The following is a 16,995-nucleotide window of genomic DNA, read 5'->3' on the forward strand; positions in this document are numbered from 1 at the left end:
AGTGATGGGCAAAGGCGAATGCCGTCATGCCATACCCCAATGACCCGGAAAAACCGTTGCACCGCCGACCGGGCCGGCTTATAAAAGCTCAACTTAACTTTAGGTCGAACATATATGGCAGCGGACAACACACGGATGCTCACAGTGGGTGAAGTGGCCAAGCGCAGCGGCGTGGCGGTGTCTGCGCTGCACTTCTACGAAACCAAGGGGCTGATCGCCAGCGTCCGCACGGCTGGCAACCAGCGCCGCTATCCCTCGCTGGTGCTGCGTACCCTGGCGATCATCAAGGTAGCCCAGCGCACGGGAATTCCGCTTGAGGAAATCAAACAAGCCTTCAGCCGTTATGCCCCCAACAGCAAGCTCACGGCCGCACAATGGAGCGAGATGTCCACGGCCTGGCGCGAAGACCTGAATGCCCGCATTCGCACACTGGAAGCACTGCGCGACAGCCTCGACAACTGCATTGGCTGCGGTTGCCTGTCGCTGGAGGACTGCCCGCTGCGCAACCCCGAGGGTGTGCTGGGCAAGGAAGGGACCGGGGCGCGGATCCTCGAAAAGAAGGCACGCTAACCTCGCACGCTCATGCTAGGTGCGACTCTATGCCGGCGCGCATGACCTGCAGGTGACAAACAGTCGCTTTGAACCATTGCGACGATTCACCGCCCTAACCCTGTGCTGTTAACCCAAAGCCGCTCACAGGAAGGAACTAAGCCATCATGAAACGCGAACAGATCGAAGGTGTAGCAGAAGACCTGGCTGGCAAGGCGCAAAGCGCCGTAGGTCGCCTGGTCGAAGACCCGGCGCTGGAAGCCGAAGGCGATGCGCGTCAGGCCGCAGGCCAGGTGACCAAGACCTACGGCGACACCCTGGACACGGTGTCCTCGTTCGTCAAGGAAAAGCCCTTCGCCGCACTGGCCATCACCGCCGCCGTCACACTGGTGGTCTCTCGCCTGCTGCGCCGCTGAACCACGGCGCCTCAGGCGGTTCAGGGCCGGATATCTTGTCCGGCCTGCGCCATCACCAGATGGCGATATCGTAGGTCAGGTAAAGGCGATTGCTGTCTCGGCCGCGGGCGAAATCTGATCGATACACATAGTTTCGCAGCTTTACGCCCAGCCCTTTCAGCGGCCCGCCCTGCACCACGTAGGCAATTTCGGCGTCACGCTCCCATTCTTTGATGCCCTCGCCACCTGAACGGCCATTGTCGCCACTCAGGTAGCGCGTCATGAAGGTCAGCCCCGGCACCCCGGCGGCAGCGAAATTGTAGGCATAGCTGGCCATCCAGGTCTTCTCTTCTTCCTCGATGAACTTGCCGATGCCGACGTTGCTGAACGAATAGACCGTGGCCCCACTGATATACGGCAGCCCCGCTTCACCATCGAGCACCTGGTAACCTGCGCCGACGGTATGCCCGGAATGGGCGTACGACAGTTGGCCGCTGAACATGTCGTTGTCGATGCCACCGCCATACGCCGTACCGCTGTCGCGGCTTTTGAAGTAACGCAGGTCGGTGGTCAGCACGCCGCCGCCCAGCGGCAGGTCGTGCACCAGCCCGGCGAAGTCCTGGCGGTAGAAATGCTCGAGCTCGCCATGGAAATAACTCAGGCGCAGTTGCTTGCTGACGGCATAGTCAGCACCGGCGAAGCTGAAATCGCCAGACGCTGGGCCGCCATACCCGTCCAGGTACAGCCCGGTGCTATCGGATGAATCGCGTTGTTTGAAGCGATCCAGGTGGCCGGCGGTAAGGGTGAGGTTGTCGATGTCGGTGCTGGTCAGCTGAGTGCCCTGATAGGTCTGCGGCAGCAGGCGCGCATCGTTGTACACCAGTACCGGCGTCTTGGGCAGCAAGGTGCCATGCTTGACCACGGTGCTGCCCAGGCGGGCTTTGGCCGTGATACCGGCGCTGGCGAATTCGTCGGCCGCGCGACCATCGTCATGCACCGGCAACAGTCCGGTGCCGCTGCGCCCACGGCCGGAGTCAAGGCGTACGCCCAGCAGGCCCATGGCGTCGACGCCCAAGCCCAGGGTGCCTTGGGTAAAACCCGACTGGTAGTCGAGCAGAAAGCCTTGAGCCCATTCCACCCGTTCGCTTTTGGCAGTGGCGGCGGCGCGGGCGCTCATACCCTGCTCGTCACGGAAATTCTCGTTGAAATACACGTTGCGCAACTGCAGCTTGAGCTTGCTGTCTTCGATGAAACCGGCGGCACCGGCCACAGGCAGCCAGCCGCACAGCAGGCCACAAGTGGCCCCACGGAAAAGAAATCGGGACATGATGGTTACTCTGTTGTTGTTCTTGGGTGAGTCAGCGGGGCGCCGAGCGGCGCCATGGGTGCTTCAAACCATGAAGGACAAGGCGCCCGTCAGCAGTGCCAGCGCAGTGATCACCAGAGAGGTGAGCACGGCCCATTTCACGGTGGCTTTCTGGAAATCACCGATATCGCGGTCGACCATGCCCACCAGCAGCAGGGTCGAGGCCACCAGCGGGCTCATCAGGTGAACCGGCTGGCCAAGCACCGAGGCGCGGGCAATTTCCACCGGGTCGATGCCGTACGCGGCCGCGGCATTGGCCAGGATCGGCACAACGCCGAAGTAGTAAGCGTCGTTGGACAGCACGAAGGTCAGCGGCATGCTGGTCAGCGCCACCACCAGCGGGAACCAGTGGCTCCACGCTTCCGGAATCCAGTCCACCAGCGTCTGGGCCAATGCATCGACCATCTTGGTACCCGAGAAAATACCGGCAAAGATGCCCGCGGCGAACACCAGCAGCACCACGGTCATGGCGTTGCCCGAGTGGGCGAGAATGCGCTCTTTCTGCAGGTCCAGCTGCGGGTAGTTGATCATCAGTGCGGCGACGAAACCAATCATGAACAGGATGGCCGCGTGCATCAGCCCCAGCACCAGCGCGGTCATCACGGCGATCACCAGCACCAGGTTCACATAGGCAAGGCGCGGGCGCTTGTGCGGGTTGTCGCCGAGGATTTCCTTGATGTAGCAGTTGCCGCCACCGGACTCCAGGGCAATATTGCCGATACGCCGGCGCTCGGCACGGCCCAGCAGGTAGGCGGTGAACACGACCCACGCCGCCCCACCGATGACGGTGGGCAACATCGGAATGAAGTATTCGGTCGCATCCAGGCCGAGCGCGGCAATGGCACGGGTGGCGGGACCACCCCACGGGCTCATGCCGCTCATGATGCTCAATGACAGCATCGATACGGTCGCCAGGATCATCGGGTTCATGCCGATGCGCTTGTACAGCGGCAGCATGGCAGCGCAGGTAATCATGTAAGTCGTGGTGCCGTCACCGTCCAGCGCCACCAGCAGCGACAGCAAGGCGGTGCCGATGGCGATCTTGATCGGGTCGCCATTCACCCGCTTGAGGATCTTGCGGATCAGCGGGTCGAACAGGCCGGCGTCGATCATCAGGCCGAAGAACAGGATGGCGAACAGCAGCAGCGCGGCAGACGGTGCGACCATTTTCAGCCCATCGAGCATCATCTTGCCCAGGTCTGGCGCGAAACCGCCAACAAGGGCGAAAACAATCGGCACGATGGTCAGCGCGACGATCGGTGACAGGCGTTTACTCATGATCAGGTAGGTGAAGGTCACCACCATGATCAGGCCCAGAAGTGCGAGCATGGTTTGTTCTCTTGTTTTTATTGTCTATGTGGCCACCTGCAGCGCAGACGGCCCCCTGACCCCCACCCGGCAACGCCTGGTGGGGGCCTGCAAAAAGCTTGAGGGTGTCGGGGCTCAGCCGTGGCGGTGTGGTTCGGCGACCCAGTCGGCTGTTTCAGCGACGGGGGTGACCACCGGCTCGCCGTTCAGACGGCTGTGCAGCGTCTGGCGGTCACAGGCGTTCTCCGACAACGAAACCACCACCGTCGCCACTGCGTTGCTGGCAAGACTCGTCAGCGCACGGGCTTCCGACATGAAGCGGTCGACCCCGATCAACAGGGCCAGGCCGGCCAGGGGTATGTCGTGGATCACGGTAAGGGTCGAGGCCAAGGCCACGAAACCGCTGCCGGTGACACCTGCCGCGCCCTTGGAGGACAGCAGCATGATCGCCAGCATGGTGACCACCTGGCCCAGGCTCAGGTCGATGTTGCAGGCCTGCGCGATGAACACGGCTGCCAACGACAGATAGATGGCAGTACCGTCCAGGTTGAACGAGTAGCCAGTGGGCAGCACCAGGCCAACCACGCCTTTCTTGCACCCAAGCTTCTCGAGTTTCTCGAGCATGCGCGGCAGCACCGGCTCGGTGGAGGAAGTACCCAGCACCACGAGGAACTCTTCGCGGAAATAGCGCAGCAACTTCCACAGGCTGAAGCCATGGGCGCGGCAGATGCCACCGAGCACCACCAGCACGAAGAAGGCGCAGGCGATGTACAACGTCCCCACCAGCTTGGCCAGCGCACCAAGGGACGTAATCCCGTACTGGCCCACGGTGAATGCCAGTGCGCCGAAAGCGCCGACCGGGGCAAAGCGCATCAGGTAGCCGAAGATGCGGAACACCATGGTCGAGGCCGACTCCAGCACATCCAGTACCGGCTTGCCCTTTTCGCCCATCGACGAGAGGGCGAAACCGCTGAGTACGGCGATGAACAGCACCGGCAAGACCTCACCCTTGTTGAAGGCACCGATGAAGGTGTCCGGGATGATGTGCATGAAGAAGTCCACCACGCTCAGCTTGGCGGCCGACGCGGTGTACTGGCTCAGGCCCGCTGTGCTCAAGGTAGCAGGATCGATGTTCATGCCGGCACCTGGCTTGAACAGGTAAACCGCCGCCAGTCCGATCACCAGGCTGACCACCGTCAGGCCCAGGAACAGCAGCAGGGTCTTGCTCATCAAGCGCCCCAGGGAACGCTTGTCGGTCATGCCGGCGATGCCGGTGACGATGGTGCAGAACACCACCGGCGCGATCATCATCTTGATCAGCTTGATGAACGCATCACCCAGCGGCTTGAGGGCCACGGCCTGTTGCGCCCAGAAGTGTCCGACCACCACGCCCAGCAGGACGGCGCAGAGAATCTGGAAATACAGCGATTTGGCGAGTCTCATGGCATCACCCATTGTTGAAATTGTGCGGATGCGCTTGTTACGAATGTGCAGGTCTGGATTGGTGCCTGGAACTACCCGGCCAACCTGCGGAATGTAGGGGCGTAGACGAACCCTGAGAAGAGCCGCCGGGCGGTTCGCACCACCGAAGCCTGGATCGTCTGGCCCTCGGCACCGCTGCGCGTCAGCGCAACATCGATGCCGCCACTTGGGTGCTCCAGGCGGACCTGGGCCAGTTGCTGCGCGCCTTCGCCCAACAGGTCGGCAATCACGGTGCCAGGGCTGACGCAGGCAGTCGCCAGCCCCACCGCTCCAGTGATCGCCAAGGCACGATGGCAGTTGTGCGGCATGAAATAGCGAACCTGCAGCGTGCCGTCGTAGCGCGGCTTGGACACCAGCACTGGCTTGGGGATGACCATGCCACTGACATCGCCCAGGCCCATGGCCTTTCCGGCCTTCAGCCGCAACGCTTCCAGGCGTTCGAGCAGCGCGCTGTTGGCGTCCAGCTGAGCCGGGGTTTCCGAGCCGCTGACACCCAACTGGCTGGCCTCCACCACCATCATCGGCATGGCCATGTCGATGCAAGTCACCGGCACGCCATCAATCACGTCCTGGGCCTTGCCCGTGGGGAACAGCTTGCCGGTCTTGCTGCCGACCGCGTCGAGGAAGGTCAGGTGCACCGGGGCGGCAGTGCCCGGCACCCCATCGATCGCCGTACGGCCTTCGTAGCGCACGATACCGCCGGGCGTTTCGACCAACGAATTGACGAAGGTGCCAGTGTTGAGGTTACGGATGCGCACCAAGGTCTTGCCTTCCTGGCCTTTTACCAACCCCTGTTCGATGGCGAATGGCCCAACCGCACACAGCATGTTGCCGCAGTTGGGGGCCGTATCGACCCGGCGCTGTGCGACCATCACCTGCACGAACAGGTAGTCGACGTCGGCGTCGGCGTGCAATGACGGGCTGATGATCGCCACCTTGCTGGTCTGCGGGCTGCCGCCACCGATGCCGTCGATTTCCAGCTCATGGCCAGAGCCCATGAGGTTGATCAGCAACTCGTCGCGCTCGACCACATTGGCAGGCAGGTCCCAGGCGTGGAAGAACGGCCCTTTGGAGGTACCGCCGCGCATGAGTACGCAAGGAATTCGTTGCATGATTTCGCACTCTTGTTGATCAATGGACATCATTGATGCTGTGAGCAAAAGAGTGACAGGGATGGATAAATCAATCCAATGCAAATATCGTAGCTATTATTGCGATTCAAACATAAATAACGCGCCAGGCCAGTCGAAGGTTTTCTTATGGAATATGAGCTGCAAGACATCAGATCTTTCGTGAAAATCGCCGAACTTGGCAGTTTCCATGAGGCCGCAGAAGCGCTTCACCTGTCCCAGCCGGCCCTGAGCCGGCGGATCAAGAAACTGGAGGAAGGTCTGGGCACCTCGCTGCTGGAACGCACCACTCGCCGGGTCAGCCTGACCAGCGTGGGCCGCGACTTCCTGCCCAAGGCCAGGCGCCTGCTGGATGATTTTGAAGACTCGATCCTCAGCATCCGCGAGCTGGCCGAGCGCCAGACCGGTCAGGTTACCCTCGCCTGCATTCCTACCGCGGCGTTCTACTTCCTGCCGTCGGTGATCCGCGATTACAACGAGCAATACCCGAAAATCCGCATTCGCCTGCTGGACCTTAGCGCCAACGACGGGCTCGAAGCCGTGCTGCGCGGCGAGGCCGACTTCGGCATCAACATGATGAGTGGCCAGCACCCGGACATCGAGTTTGTCTCGCTGGTGCAGGAGCACTTTGTACTGGCCTGCCGGCGTGACCACCCACTGGCGAATCGCGCCTCCGTTACCTGGACAGAGCTGGCTGATTACCGCCTGATCGGCGTCGGCCGCCTAAGTGGCAACCGCATGCTGCTGGACCATGCGTTGTCCGGGCTCAACCTGCGGCCCAAGTGGTTCTACGAAGTGCAACACCTGTCCACGTCGCTGGGCATGGTCGAGGCCGGGCTGGGCGTGTCGGCCATGCCCAGCCTGGCCATGCCCAATGCCGACCACCCCACGCTGGTGAGCGTGCCGTTGATCGAGCCGCAAGTCACCCGCACGCTAGGGCTGGTGTACCGGCGCGGCGCATCGCTGTCGCCGGCTGCGGAAAAATTCGTTTCGATCCTGCTGCAGAAATGGCCAAATCGCTGAAGACATCGGCGCGCACAAAACCTAGTAAAACTGCCAGTTGCTAATAAAGGCGGTCTGCAGCAGGTTATGTGCAGGCGCACTGTTTGGAAGCATTCTGACATGAAACACGCAGGTGAACACTTCAATTACCGAATATTTGTCGACGAGAGGCGAATGAAGAAACAGCCGCTGTCGTATACAGCTTACGGGGAACTGTGGGCCCGGCCAGACGCGTGCCTAGGGTACAATGGCGAGTGGAAAGACGAGATTTTACAATCGTATAGTCTTGGCCAGGGACATCGCTACTATAGTCCTGCCTTGATGCGATTCCTCAGTCCAGACGCGTTGAGCCCGTTTGGGCAGGGTGGAGTAAATACATACTGTTATTGCCTGGGCGATCCGGTAAACAGGTTTGACCCATCAGGTCGGACAAGCATCATTAAGTTACTGATGCCTTGGCGTAGAACAGGTCTTACTCAATTTCTGAAACAACATGGGATACCTAAGGAGCCACTCAAACCATTTTTAAAAACCTGGGGAAAAAGCTTATCAGTGTACAAGAAGCAGGAAGATGGGACCTACAATCACTTCTTGATAAAGGAAAAAGGCAAAAACGGGACATACGACGCTCTTCCCCACCCTGTCCTGCGCGATGATCTTGCGGGCAAGACTGTTTTCAAGAAAGATGATTTAAGAATCGACCTATGGCTGGATGACGGTCGCAACAGAAACCATGACCGTACTGATGCCCACTTTAAAAAGTATGGTTTTGAAAGGGTTACCTACCGTCGTAAATGGTTCATAAGCGCCGCCCCTGCGCAGCCACAACAGAGCGAATCCGCTGAATCATTGGTTCCCGCTCTACGTGGAGCTCCATAAGGCACAAAGCAAAAGTAACGCATCAAATTGGCATCATGCGGCGATAATTTACGCGGTTCATTGGATGAAACTTTCGAGATCTTGCACAGAACCTAGTCGTTCTTACCCAGCATGTACCGGTCAAAATGCTCGATATGCTCATCGAGGTTGTCCTCGAGCATCATCCGGTACTGATCGCAGAAGTACTTCAGAATCTCTTCCCGTGCCGCACCCAGCTCCGCGCCGCTCTTGAAGCTGCGGGCGCTCATCCAGGCGCTGAAGCGCGCGGCACCGAAGGTCAGCGAGGCGCTTACCTTGCCCAGGTCCTCGAACTTTTCGATCTGCTGGTTCGCCAGTTCGATGTGCGCATCGGCACGATCGTAAAAGGCCTGGTCGGTAGCTTGGGTCATTGGGGTTCACCTTGTTGCGTAATGCGAGCGGGAGGCCAAGCCTTGCATGTCGCGGCGCATACGTGCAAGGCTGAAAAAGGATCACCCATGACGAAAAGGAAGCAAAGCACCTCATGCTTGGAATCACACGTATCCATCGCTATTTGCGCCCACTGCCTGCGAAACCGACTGCAGCCAGTGGGCGTGACCTCAAGGCCAAACGCGCCACCCGCCTCGCCTCAACGGTTGCCAACCTCCTCTGCACGCCCCGCTCCGCCCCGCCTTACCTCTGCGTCACTCCTGAGCGTCCCCCTGTCGAACGTGTGCCCCCGACCTGACTGCCCCCACTGCAGCTCACACACCGTTCTCGCCTGTTGCAGGCGAGATGCCTGACGCAACGACAAGGGGCAACAGCCAATGCTTTTCTTTCACGGTAAACAGATTTTCAGCGCCATCTTCGATATGGATGGCACCCTCTTCGACACCGAGCGCCTGCGCTTCAGGACACTCAAGCAAGCTTCTCTGGAAATCTTCGGCAAAGCGCTGAGCGAGCAGACCCTGATTGGCTCGCTGGGCCTGAGCGCAAAAAAGGCCGAAGCCCTCGCCAAGGCGCATAACGGCGAAGACTTCCCTTACGCACAAATCCGCCAACGCGCGGATGAACTTGAACTGGAGTATGTGCGCAATCACGGCGTACCGATCAAGGCCGGCCTGCTGGAGGTGCTGGAGCGCCTGCGCAAATCAGGCCTGACCATGGCGGTGGCCACGTCCAGCCGCCGTGCCATCGCCGAGGAATACCTGATCAACGCCAACGTGCTGAAGTACTTCGACATCACCGTTTGTGGCGATGAAGTGGGCCAAGGCAAACCCCACCCCGAGATTTTCCTGAAAGCCGCCCGCGCGCTCAATTGCGAGCCAGGCCAGTGCTTCATGGTCGAGGACTCGGAAAACGGCATGCTGTCAGCGATGCGCGCCGAAGGGCAGGCGATCCTGATCGAGGACATCAAGCCGCCTGCGCCGGAAATCAAGGCAGGCGCGCTCAAAGCCTACCGCAGCATGCATGAATTTCTCGCCGACCTGAGCGAGTGCGTACCCGACCTGGGCATGCCTGCATTGAGCGAGCCGTTCCCGGCCTCGATGAACCAGTTCAGCGTGGGCATTCATGGTTTCGGCGCCATCGGCGGCGGTTACCTGACGCAGGTATTTTCCCATTGGGACGGCTACACCCGACCGCGTGAAATCATTGCCGCAACCCGCTCGCGCATGCTGCGCGAAAGCGTCAGCGCCTTCGGCCGCTACAGCGTGCGCTACGGTGCCACATCGTTCGACCAGACCATCGACAACGTGCGCATGATCGACATGGACGATGACGACGCCGTGATCGGCATGTACACCACTGCCGAAATCATCGGCCTGAGCCTGCCCGAGCAGGCCATCAGAAGCCAGGCCAGGGTGATCGCCCAAGGCCTGCTGCAACGCTTCGAGCGCCGAGGCCGCGAGCTGACCCTGCTGATCGTGCTGAACAAGGTTGGCGGTGCAGCGTTCGTGCGGCGTCATGTGCAAGCCGAGTTGTCGCTACTGTGCCCGCCTGCGATCAGCGAGCAGGTTTTGCAGAAGACCCATTTCGCCGAAACGGTGGTCAGCCGCATCGTGTCCAAACTGGGCAATGACGCGCTGGTACGGCAGCTGCGCATCAAGTCGCAGATGTTCCAGAACAGCCTGGAAGACGAGCCCGCAAGCACGCGCAAACCTTCAGCGCCGCTACCGGAGTACGAACGGCTGATCGGCCACTTCAGGCCTTTTGCACAGCCCAGCAGCGCCATGAGCCAGCTGCATCTGGTGCTGTTCAACAGTGAAGCCGACATGCCGCTTTACGCGGAGCGCGGCAGCGATCTGCTCGAACGCCTGCGCCAGGTGAAGACAGTGCCAGACATTGCCCAGATCCAGATCATCAAGAACCGACTGTGGAACGGCCCGCATGCCATCGTGGCCTGGTACGCCAGCCTGCTGGGCCATGCCTGGGTCGGCCAGGGCATGGGCGATGCGCGGGTGAGTGAACTGGCCGAGCGCCTGATTCGCCAGGAGGTCGCGCCCGCACTGGTGGCCGAATACCCACAGATGGCCGAGGTGGTCAGCCGCTTTGCCGAGGCATTTCTCGAGCGCTGCAAAACCTCGTTCAAAGACCCCTGCGCCCGGGTAGGCCGCGACCCCTTGCGCAAGCTGCAACGCAACGAACGCATCCTCAGCAGCATCGACCTTGCCCGCAAGCACGGTATTGCAACCCCGGCCCTGGCGTTTGGCGCCGGGCTCGCCATTCACCACGCCCTGAACTGCAGCAACAGCAAGGACCTGGAAAGCCAGGCAATCAGGCAGGTTTACCTGGATAACCAGGAAAGCGTCGAAGCCGTGCTCACCCATGCCAACAAACCTTTCCCCGGGTTGTGCCCCGTCAAGGACGCGGAACTGATCGCTGCCATCCGTGAAGGCTTCCGCCAATTGCCACAGCCGGCTCCGCGTCACGCGGTTGCTGTAGGCTCATAACCAGCCCTGGCCGGGACACTGTGGGCGCGAGTTGCGCCTGCGTCCCGGTCAGCGCCATGGGCTGGCCTTGGGTACCGGCCTAAAGCACTTCGAACAGGCCCGCTGCGCCCATGCCGCCGCCCACGCACATCGTCACGACCACGTACTTCACCTTACGTCGCTTGCCCTCCAGCAAGGCATGGCCGACCATCCGCGCGCCGCTCATGCCATAGGGGTGGCCGATAGCAATGGCGCCGCCGTTGACGTTCAGTTTCGCCGGGTCGATCTGCAACTGCTGGGCGCAATACAGCACCTGGCAGGCAAACGCCTCATTCAGCTCCCATAGCCCGATATCGTCTACCGTCAGGCCCTGCTGGCGCAGTAGCTTGGGCACCGCCAACACCGGGCCGATGCCCATTTCCTCGGGGGCCAGGCCAGCCACGGCGATACCGCGGTAAAGCCCCAGGGCCGCGATGCCCGAGCGCGCCGCCAGCGCACCTTCCATCAGCACGCAGGCACTGGCGCCATCGGACAGCTGACTGGCATTGCCGGCCGTGACACAACCGCCTTCGACCACGGGCTTGAGCCCCTGCAGATCGGCCAGGGTCGTCGCCGGCCGGTTCCCTTCGTCCTGGGTCAGGCGCACCTCTTCATGGCTGACGACACCTGTCAGCTTGTCCACCACCTTCTTGCGTGCGATCACCGGCACGATTTCAGCGGCGAACAACCCCGCCGCCTGCGCCGCCGCCGTGCGCTGCTGAGACTGCAGGGCGTAGACATCCTGTGCTTCGCGGCTTATGCCATAACGCCGGGCCACCCGTTCGGCCGTTTGCAGCATCGGCATGTAGGCATGCTCGCTCATGCGCAATACCGCGGGGTCATAAGCCTCACTGGCCAGCTGGTTGTGCACCTGCTGCACCAGGCTGATCTGCTCCTGACCTGCGCCAATGGTCACCTGCATGCCATCAACCATGATCTGCTTCGCCGCCGTGGCAATGGCCATCAGGCCTGAAGCACACTGGCGGTCGACGGTCTGACCGCTGACCGATTGGGGCAGGCCGGCGGCCAGCGCCGACAGCCGACCCGGGTTGATCGCGGCAGTGCCGCTCTGCATGGCAGTCCCCAGCACCAGGTCATCGACCTGCGCCGGTTCGATGCCAGCACGTTCTACTGCGGCGCGGATAGCGACAGCCGTCATGCTGGGGGTTTTCAGGTCGTTGAAGGCGCCACGCATGGCTTTGCCGATAGGGGTGCGAGCAGTGGCGACGATCACGGCATCTTTCATGATGGCTGTTCCTCAGAGGATAGGGGCTGCAGTTCGCTCAACACATGCCGTAGGCAGTCAGGCACCGGCACCGGACGCCGCCCTTCGCGGTCGACGAATACATGGACGAAGCGGCCGGTGGCACAGGCCAGTGGCTGGCCGGAGAGGAACACCGCCAACTGATAGTGCACCGAGGTGTTGCCCAACCGGCTCACCGCAAGGCCCACTTCGATGTCATGCGGGAAGGCCACCGGCGCCTGGTAGTCGCAGGCGGAGCTGACCACCAGCGCGATCACCCTCCCCTGGTCGATATCCAACCCGCCCTCCCGCACCAGCAGGCGGTTCACGGCGCTGTCGAAAAAGCTGTAATAGACCACGTTGTTCACGTGGCCATAGACATCGTTGTCGTGCCACCGAGTGGTTATGGGCGTGTAGTGCCGATAGTGTTCACGTCGCCGGAGGTGGTTCATCAGTAGGCTGCCTCATAGATGGCCAACGCATCGGCCTGGGTGACTTCACGCGGGTTATTGACCAAAAGGCGCTGCTGTTGCATCGCGTCTTCGGCCAGCTGGCCAAGCCGATGACGCGGTACATCGGCGTCGCGCAGGCGGTCAGGTAACCCGCAGCGGCTGCTCAGCGCGGCCAGCTCGGCCACGAATTGTTCTGCCTGCTGGCGCTGATCACCGGGCTGCAAACGGGCCCCCAACAGCGGCACGGCCAATTCGGCGTAGTCCACTGCCGCCACCGGCAGGTTGAAGCGCAGCACATGCGGCAACACCAGCGCGTTGGCCAGGCCATGGGGAACATGAAAGTGCCCACCCAGCGGATAGGCCAGGGCATGCACCGCCGCCACCGGTGCATTGGCAAAGGCCTGGCCGGCCAGGCAAGCCCCCAGCAGCATGGCCTGGCGGGCCTGCAGGTTGCCGCCGTTGTGCACAGCCTGGTCAAGGTTATCCGCCAGCAGCCGCAGCGCCTCACGGGCCAGCAGGCTGGACAGCGGGTTACGTTTGAGGCGGCTGGTATAGGCTTCGATGGCATGCACCATGGCATCGATACCGGTAGCAGCAGTCACCGCCGATGGCAGGCCGAGGGTGCAGACGGCGTCGAGCACTGCCAGGTCTGGCAACAGCAGCGGCGAAACAATGCCCATCTTGGTGGTGGCGCCGGTGGTGACGATGGCGATCGGCGTCACCTCCGAACCGGTACCTGCCGTGGTGGGCACCTGGATCAACGGCAGCCGGCGGCCCTTGGCCCTGTCGATGCCGTACAGCTCGGCGATGGGCTGCGAACAATCGCGGTGGGCCAGCAGCGCAACCAGCTTGGCCACATCCATCGAGCTGCCGCCGCCGAACCCCACCACCAGGTCGGCGCCGATATGCCGGGCGCGCTGGGCGGCCGCCAGCACGCATGCCTCGCTGGGGTCGGCCCTAACCTCACTGAAGATCGCCACACCGACCTTGGCTGCCGTGAACCCCGGCAGCAGGTCATCGAGCATGCCAAGGCGGGCGATACCCGGGTCACTGATAATCAAAACACGCTTGGCACCGCGCTCGCGGCACAGACCTGCAAGGCGCTGCACCGCGCCGGGTTCGCAGAGGATCTGCGCAGTGGTGGCAAAGCTGAAAGGCTGCATCGCACTCTCCTTGTTCGTGTGGTTTGCCGTGCGCTAGAACGCGAAATCGCTCGCCGGTAGCGCCATCAGGCAATCTGCGCCACCCAGCAGGGCCTCGCGGTGAGCAGTGGCGCGGGGCAGGAGCCGCCGCCAGTAGAACGTTGCGGCGTCAAGCTTGGCCCTGTAGAAGGCTGTTTCCGCGCTGCCGGCGACAAGCGTTGCTTGAGCGCACACAGCCGCTTGCAACCACATCGCCGCCAACAGCACGTAGGCCGAGTAGGCAAGAAAATCAACCGACACTGCCCCTGACTCCTGAGGGTCACGTTCACAGGCCTCGACCACGTGGGCGGACAAGGCGCGCCACTCCTCCAAACGTTGACCCACAGCCGTCGCCATGGACTGCAGGCCGTCGAGCGCATTGGCAGCCCTGACGTGCAACGCCATTTCGTCGATCAGCAGATTGAGCTCGGCCCCGCCGTCCCCGAGGACCTTGCGTCGTATCAGGTCGAGGGCCTGTATGCCGTTGGTGCCTTCATAAAGCTGGGTGATGCGGCTATCGCGCATCAACTGCTCCATGCCCCACTCGCGGATGTAGCCGTGACCGCCGTACACCTGCACCCCAAGACTTGCGACTTCCTGACCGACGTCGGTGAAGAACGCCTTGACGATAGGGATCAGCAACGCCGCCCGCCGAGCTGCGGCCTGGCGCGCCGGTGCACTTTTCGCAGCATGCTCCAGGTCCAGTTGCCGAGCGGTGTAGATGCCCAGCATGCGACAGCCCTCGGTAAGGGACTTCTGGGTCAGCAGCATACGCCGCACGTCTGGATGGACGATGATCGGATCGGCAGGCTTTTCCGCTGCCACCGGCCCGGCAAGCGAGCGCGACTGCAGACGCTCCCGGGCGTAGGCCAGCCCTCCCTGAAAAGCGGCCTCGGCAATACCAAGCCCCTGCAGGCCGACCTGGAAGCGGGCATCGTTCATCATGGTGAACATGCAGGCCAGGCCCTGGTTGGCCTCCCCCACCAGCCAGCCCTGGGCACCGTCGAAGTTCATCACGCAGGTCGAGGCCCCCTTGATGCCCATCTTGTGCTCCAGCGCCCCGCAGCACAGCGCATTGCGCTCGCCACCGGGCAGCAGCTTGGGCACCAGGAACAGGCTGATGCCCCTGACACCGGCCGGCGCATCAGGCAGGCGCGCGAGTACCAGATGAACAATGTTGTCGGTCAGGTCCTGCTCGCCACCACTGATGAATATCTTGCTGCCGGTAATGCGGTAGCTGCCGTCCGCTTCCGGATGGGCGCGGGTACGCAGCAACGCCAGGTCGGTGCCGGCCTGCGGCTCGGTCAGGCACATGGTGCCGGCCCACTCGCCACTGACCATACGGCTCAGGTAGGCCTGCTTGAGTGGCTCGCTGCCATGGCGATGCAACGCCAGGACCGCGCCCTCGGTCAGGCCGGAGTAGATGCGGAACGACAACGACGCCGCCATCAGCATTTCATGGAAGCTGGCCGATGCCATCTGCGGCAGACCCTGCCCACCATAGGCCTGCGGCCCGGTCATGCTGGCCCAGCCATGTTCGACGTATTGCCGATAGGCGTCCCGCATGCCGTCCGGGGTGGTGACCTCACCGCCCACCCACTGACAGCCCTGTTCGTCACTGTTGCGATTGAGCGGTGCGATGATTTGGCCAGTGAAGCGTGCGGCCTCCTCAAGGATGCCGTCGAGGGTGTCGCGATCCAGTTCGATACCGAGTTGCTGGCAATGTCCGCTCAGGTCGAACAGTTCATGCAGCACGAAACGCATGTCGCGAAGGGGCGCCTGGTAGTTCATGCCTGAACCTCCCCACGCGGCTCGAAACGCTTGCCACCGGCCACGAGTGAGTAGAGCAGCCCTGCCGGGCGCCAATGCTCGCCAAGCACGCCCTGTAGGTATTCCAGCCGGGCCAGGATAAACGGCGCCCCCTGCTCGTCAGCCCAGCGCATGGGCCCGCCAGTGGCAGCCGGGAAGCCATAGCCGTGGAGCCAGACCCGGTCGATGTCGCTGCTGCTGGCGGCGATACCTTCCTGGAGAACCTTCGCCCCTTCGTTGACCAGTGCCAGCAGGCAACGTTCGAGGATTTCCTCGGCACTGATGCCCCGACGTCGGTAGCCAAGGTTCTGGGACACCTGCAGCACCAACGCGTCGACCTGCGGGTCATGCTCGGCCTGCCGGCTGCCGGGGGCATAGCGGTAATAGCCCTGCCCGGTCTTCTGCCCAAGGCGGCCGAGCTCGCACAGCGCATTATCGACCTGCACCAGCGGGTCGTGCATGCCTTGCCCGGCCAACTGCCGGGCGCGCCACTCCAGGTCGATGCCCACCACGTCGTACATGCGGAACGGCCCCATGGCGAAGCCGAACTGCTGCAGTACCGCATCCACCTGGTGAGGCAACGCCCCTTCAAGCAGCAACTTGCGCGCTTCGCCCACATAGCTGCGCAACATGCGATTGCCAATGAAACCAGGGCAGTTGCCTGCCACGATCGCCACCTTGCCCATGCGCTCGCCCAGCGCTTTGGCGGCATCGAGCACCTTCTGATCGGTGTGCGTCCCACGCACGATTTCGAGCAGCTTCATGACATGCGCAGGGCTGAAGAAATGCAGCCCCAGGACCTGGGACGGCCGCTGGGTGACGGCGGCAATCGCGTCGATGTCCAGCGCCGAGGTGTTGCTGGCCAGGATCGCCCGTGGCTTGAGGTGTGCATCCAGTGCACGGAAGATTTCCTGCTTGAGCGCCAGGTTTTCATACACCGCTTCAATCACCAGGTCGGCCTCCGCCAACGCCGGATAGCCGTCCACTGCCTGCACACGCGCCAGGCAGGCGTCGGCCTGGGCCTGGGTGATGCGCTGCTTGTCCACCTGCTGGGCCCAGGCCTGGCTGACCATGCCCAGCCCGGCTTCGAGCGCTGCCGCGTTGCAGTCCAGCCACAGCACCGACAGCCCGGCGTTGGCCAGGCTGATGACGATGCCGCGGCCCATGGTGCCTGCACCTATCACAGCCACCTGATTGATCGGGAAGGGAGTATTCACGCGCAACGCTCCTGCTTTCTTGTAGGTATGAGGACTGTGATCACCCTAAGCAGGC

General features: G+C 62.2%; 15 protein-coding genes. 5 read left to right on the forward strand and 10 right to left on the reverse strand.

The genetic code is table 11. The annotated features are described in order from the left end of the window. The first annotated feature begins 114 nt into the window (after window positions 1-114). Together soxR and ACF8O8_RS15575 are read left to right on the forward strand one after the other, a co-directional pair. Entirely contained in the window at window positions 115-570 is a 456-nt protein-coding gene (gene soxR, locus ACF8O8_RS15570) for a redox-sensitive transcriptional activator SoxR (RefSeq protein ID WP_392509950.1), read from the forward strand. Between the two features lie 146 nt (window positions 571-716). After that, window positions 717-965: a CsbD family protein gene (locus ACF8O8_RS15575; protein WP_003247275.1), complete on the forward strand. Its 249-nt coding sequence runs from the start codon at window positions 717-719 to the stop codon at window positions 963-965. A 52-nt stretch (window positions 966-1,017) separates the two neighbouring features. Here ACF8O8_RS15575 and ACF8O8_RS15580 read toward each other — a convergent pair whose 3' ends face one another. The 4 genes from ACF8O8_RS15580 to ACF8O8_RS15595 form a co-directional block, all read right to left on the reverse strand. After that, window positions 1,018-2,271 (reverse strand): OprD family porin, encoded by a 1,254-nt coding sequence (locus ACF8O8_RS15580; RefSeq protein WP_010953062.1) that lies wholly within the window; start codon window positions 2,269-2,271, stop codon window positions 1,018-1,020. Between the two features lie 63 nt (window positions 2,272-2,334). Then, on the reverse strand, window positions 2,335-3,639 hold the full coding sequence (locus tag ACF8O8_RS15585; protein ID WP_010953061.1) for a CitMHS family transporter: 1,305 nt from the start codon (window positions 3,637-3,639) through the stop codon (window positions 2,335-2,337). A 114-nt stretch (window positions 3,640-3,753) separates the two neighbouring features. Beyond that, window positions 3,754-5,061 carry a dicarboxylate/amino acid:cation symporter gene (locus ACF8O8_RS15590; RefSeq protein WP_239607974.1) on the reverse strand — a complete coding sequence of 436 codons (1,308 nt, stop codon included), beginning with the start codon at window positions 5,059-5,061 and terminating at the stop codon, window positions 3,754-3,756. Window positions 5,062-5,132: 71 nt separating this feature from the next. Beyond that, entirely contained in the window at window positions 5,133-6,212 is a 1,080-nt protein-coding gene (locus tag ACF8O8_RS15595) for a 4-oxalomesaconate tautomerase (protein WP_010953059.1), read from the reverse strand. Window positions 6,213-6,359: 147 nt separating this feature from the next. Between ACF8O8_RS15595 and ACF8O8_RS15600 the strand changes: the two genes are divergently transcribed. Further along, window positions 6,360-7,253 (forward strand): LysR family transcriptional regulator, encoded by an 894-nt coding sequence (locus ACF8O8_RS15600; protein ID WP_003247268.1) that lies wholly within the window; start codon window positions 6,360-6,362, stop codon window positions 7,251-7,253. A gap of 153 nt (window positions 7,254-7,406) precedes the next feature. Further along, entirely contained in the window at window positions 7,407-8,111 is a 705-nt protein-coding gene (locus tag ACF8O8_RS15605; protein WP_392509951.1) for an RHS repeat-associated core domain-containing protein, read from the forward strand. 92 nt (window positions 8,112-8,203) lie between these two features. Here the strand turns inward: ACF8O8_RS15605 and ACF8O8_RS15610 are convergent, their stop codons facing one another. After that, entirely contained in the window at window positions 8,204-8,500 is a 297-nt protein-coding gene (locus ACF8O8_RS15610; RefSeq protein ID WP_004577437.1) for a DUF3144 domain-containing protein, read from the reverse strand. A 396-nt stretch (window positions 8,501-8,896) separates the two neighbouring features. Here ACF8O8_RS15610 and mtlD point away from each other — a divergent pair, with 396 nt between their 5' ends. Next, complete coding sequence (mtlD, locus tag ACF8O8_RS15615) at window positions 8,897-11,020, forward strand: bifunctional mannitol-1-phosphate dehydrogenase/phosphatase (RefSeq protein WP_350297553.1); 2,124 nt, start codon at window positions 8,897-8,899, stop codon at window positions 11,018-11,020. A gap of 79 nt (window positions 11,021-11,099) precedes the next feature. On the opposite strand, the gene ACF8O8_RS15620 is transcribed toward mtlD, so the two are convergent. From ACF8O8_RS15620 to ACF8O8_RS15640, 5 genes are read right to left on the reverse strand one after another with little or no spacing between them, the layout of a single operon-like run. Then, complete coding sequence (locus ACF8O8_RS15620; RefSeq protein WP_010953057.1) at window positions 11,100-12,284, reverse strand: acetyl-CoA C-acyltransferase; 1,185 nt, start codon at window positions 12,282-12,284, stop codon at window positions 11,100-11,102. Further along, window positions 12,281-12,733 carry a thioesterase family protein gene (locus ACF8O8_RS15625; protein ID WP_010953056.1) on the reverse strand — a complete coding sequence of 151 codons (453 nt, stop codon included), beginning with the start codon at window positions 12,731-12,733 and terminating at the stop codon, window positions 12,281-12,283. The genes ACF8O8_RS15620 and ACF8O8_RS15625 overlap by 4 nt, the downstream gene beginning before the upstream one ends. Next, window positions 12,733-13,896 carry an iron-containing alcohol dehydrogenase gene (locus ACF8O8_RS15630; RefSeq protein ID WP_392509952.1) on the reverse strand — a complete coding sequence of 388 codons (1,164 nt, stop codon included), beginning with the start codon at window positions 13,894-13,896 and terminating at the stop codon, window positions 12,733-12,735. Before ACF8O8_RS15630 ends, ACF8O8_RS15625 begins: the two co-directional genes overlap by 1 nt. 33 nt (window positions 13,897-13,929) lie before the next feature. After that, complete coding sequence (locus ACF8O8_RS15635; RefSeq protein ID WP_392509953.1) at window positions 13,930-15,705, reverse strand: acyl-CoA dehydrogenase C-terminal domain-containing protein; 1,776 nt, start codon at window positions 15,703-15,705, stop codon at window positions 13,930-13,932. Further along, a complete protein-coding gene (locus ACF8O8_RS15640) occupies window positions 15,702-16,940 on the reverse strand; it encodes a 3-hydroxyacyl-CoA dehydrogenase NAD-binding domain-containing protein (RefSeq protein ID WP_392509954.1) in 1,239 nt (412 codons plus the stop codon). The genes ACF8O8_RS15635 and ACF8O8_RS15640 overlap by 4 nt, the downstream gene beginning before the upstream one ends. Between the last annotated feature and the right edge of the window lie 55 nt (window positions 16,941-16,995).

The organism is Pseudomonas sp. TYF_14, from assembly GCF_043105275.1.
GTDB classification, from domain to species: Bacteria; Pseudomonadota; Gammaproteobacteria; order Pseudomonadales; family Pseudomonadaceae; genus Aquipseudomonas; species Aquipseudomonas alloputida.

Bases quoted from the DNA above. Each gene is read 5' to 3' on its own strand.
- soxR (WP_392509950.1), top strand. From the start codon at position 115: ATGGCAGCGGACAACACACGGATGCTCACAGTGGGTGAAGTGGCCAAG.
- ACF8O8_RS15575 (WP_003247275.1), top strand. From the start codon at position 717: ATGAAACGCGAACAGATCGAAGGTGTAGCAGAAGACCTGGCTGGCAAG.
- ACF8O8_RS15580 (WP_010953062.1), bottom strand. From the start codon at position 2,271: ATGTCCCGATTTCTTTTCCGTGGGGCCACTTGTGGCCTGCTGTGCGGC.
- ACF8O8_RS15585 (WP_010953061.1), bottom strand. From the start codon at position 3,639: ATGCTCGCACTTCTGGGCCTGATCATGGTGGTGACCTTCACCTACCTG.
- ACF8O8_RS15590 (WP_239607974.1), bottom strand. From the start codon at position 5,061: ATGAGACTCGCCAAATCGCTGTATTTCCAGATTCTCTGCGCCGTCCTG.
- ACF8O8_RS15595 (WP_010953059.1), bottom strand. From the start codon at position 6,212: ATGCAACGAATTCCTTGCGTACTCATGCGCGGCGGTACCTCCAAAGGG.
- ACF8O8_RS15600 (WP_003247268.1), top strand. From the start codon at position 6,360: ATGGAATATGAGCTGCAAGACATCAGATCTTTCGTGAAAATCGCCGAA.
- ACF8O8_RS15605 (WP_392509951.1), top strand. From the start codon at position 7,407: ATGAAGAAACAGCCGCTGTCGTATACAGCTTACGGGGAACTGTGGGCC.
- ACF8O8_RS15610 (WP_004577437.1), bottom strand. From the start codon at position 8,500: ATGACCCAAGCTACCGACCAGGCCTTTTACGATCGTGCCGATGCGCAC.
- mtlD (WP_350297553.1), top strand. From the start codon at position 8,897: ATGCTTTTCTTTCACGGTAAACAGATTTTCAGCGCCATCTTCGATATG.
- ACF8O8_RS15620 (WP_010953057.1), bottom strand. From the start codon at position 12,284: ATGAAAGATGCCGTGATCGTCGCCACTGCTCGCACCCCTATCGGCAAA.
- ACF8O8_RS15625 (WP_010953056.1), bottom strand. From the start codon at position 12,733: ATGAACCACCTCCGGCGACGTGAACACTATCGGCACTACACGCCCATA.
- ACF8O8_RS15630 (WP_392509952.1), bottom strand. From the start codon at position 13,896: ATGCAGCCTTTCAGCTTTGCCACCACTGCGCAGATCCTCTGCGAACCC.
- ACF8O8_RS15635 (WP_392509953.1), bottom strand. From the start codon at position 15,705: ATGAACTACCAGGCGCCCCTTCGCGACATGCGTTTCGTGCTGCATGAA.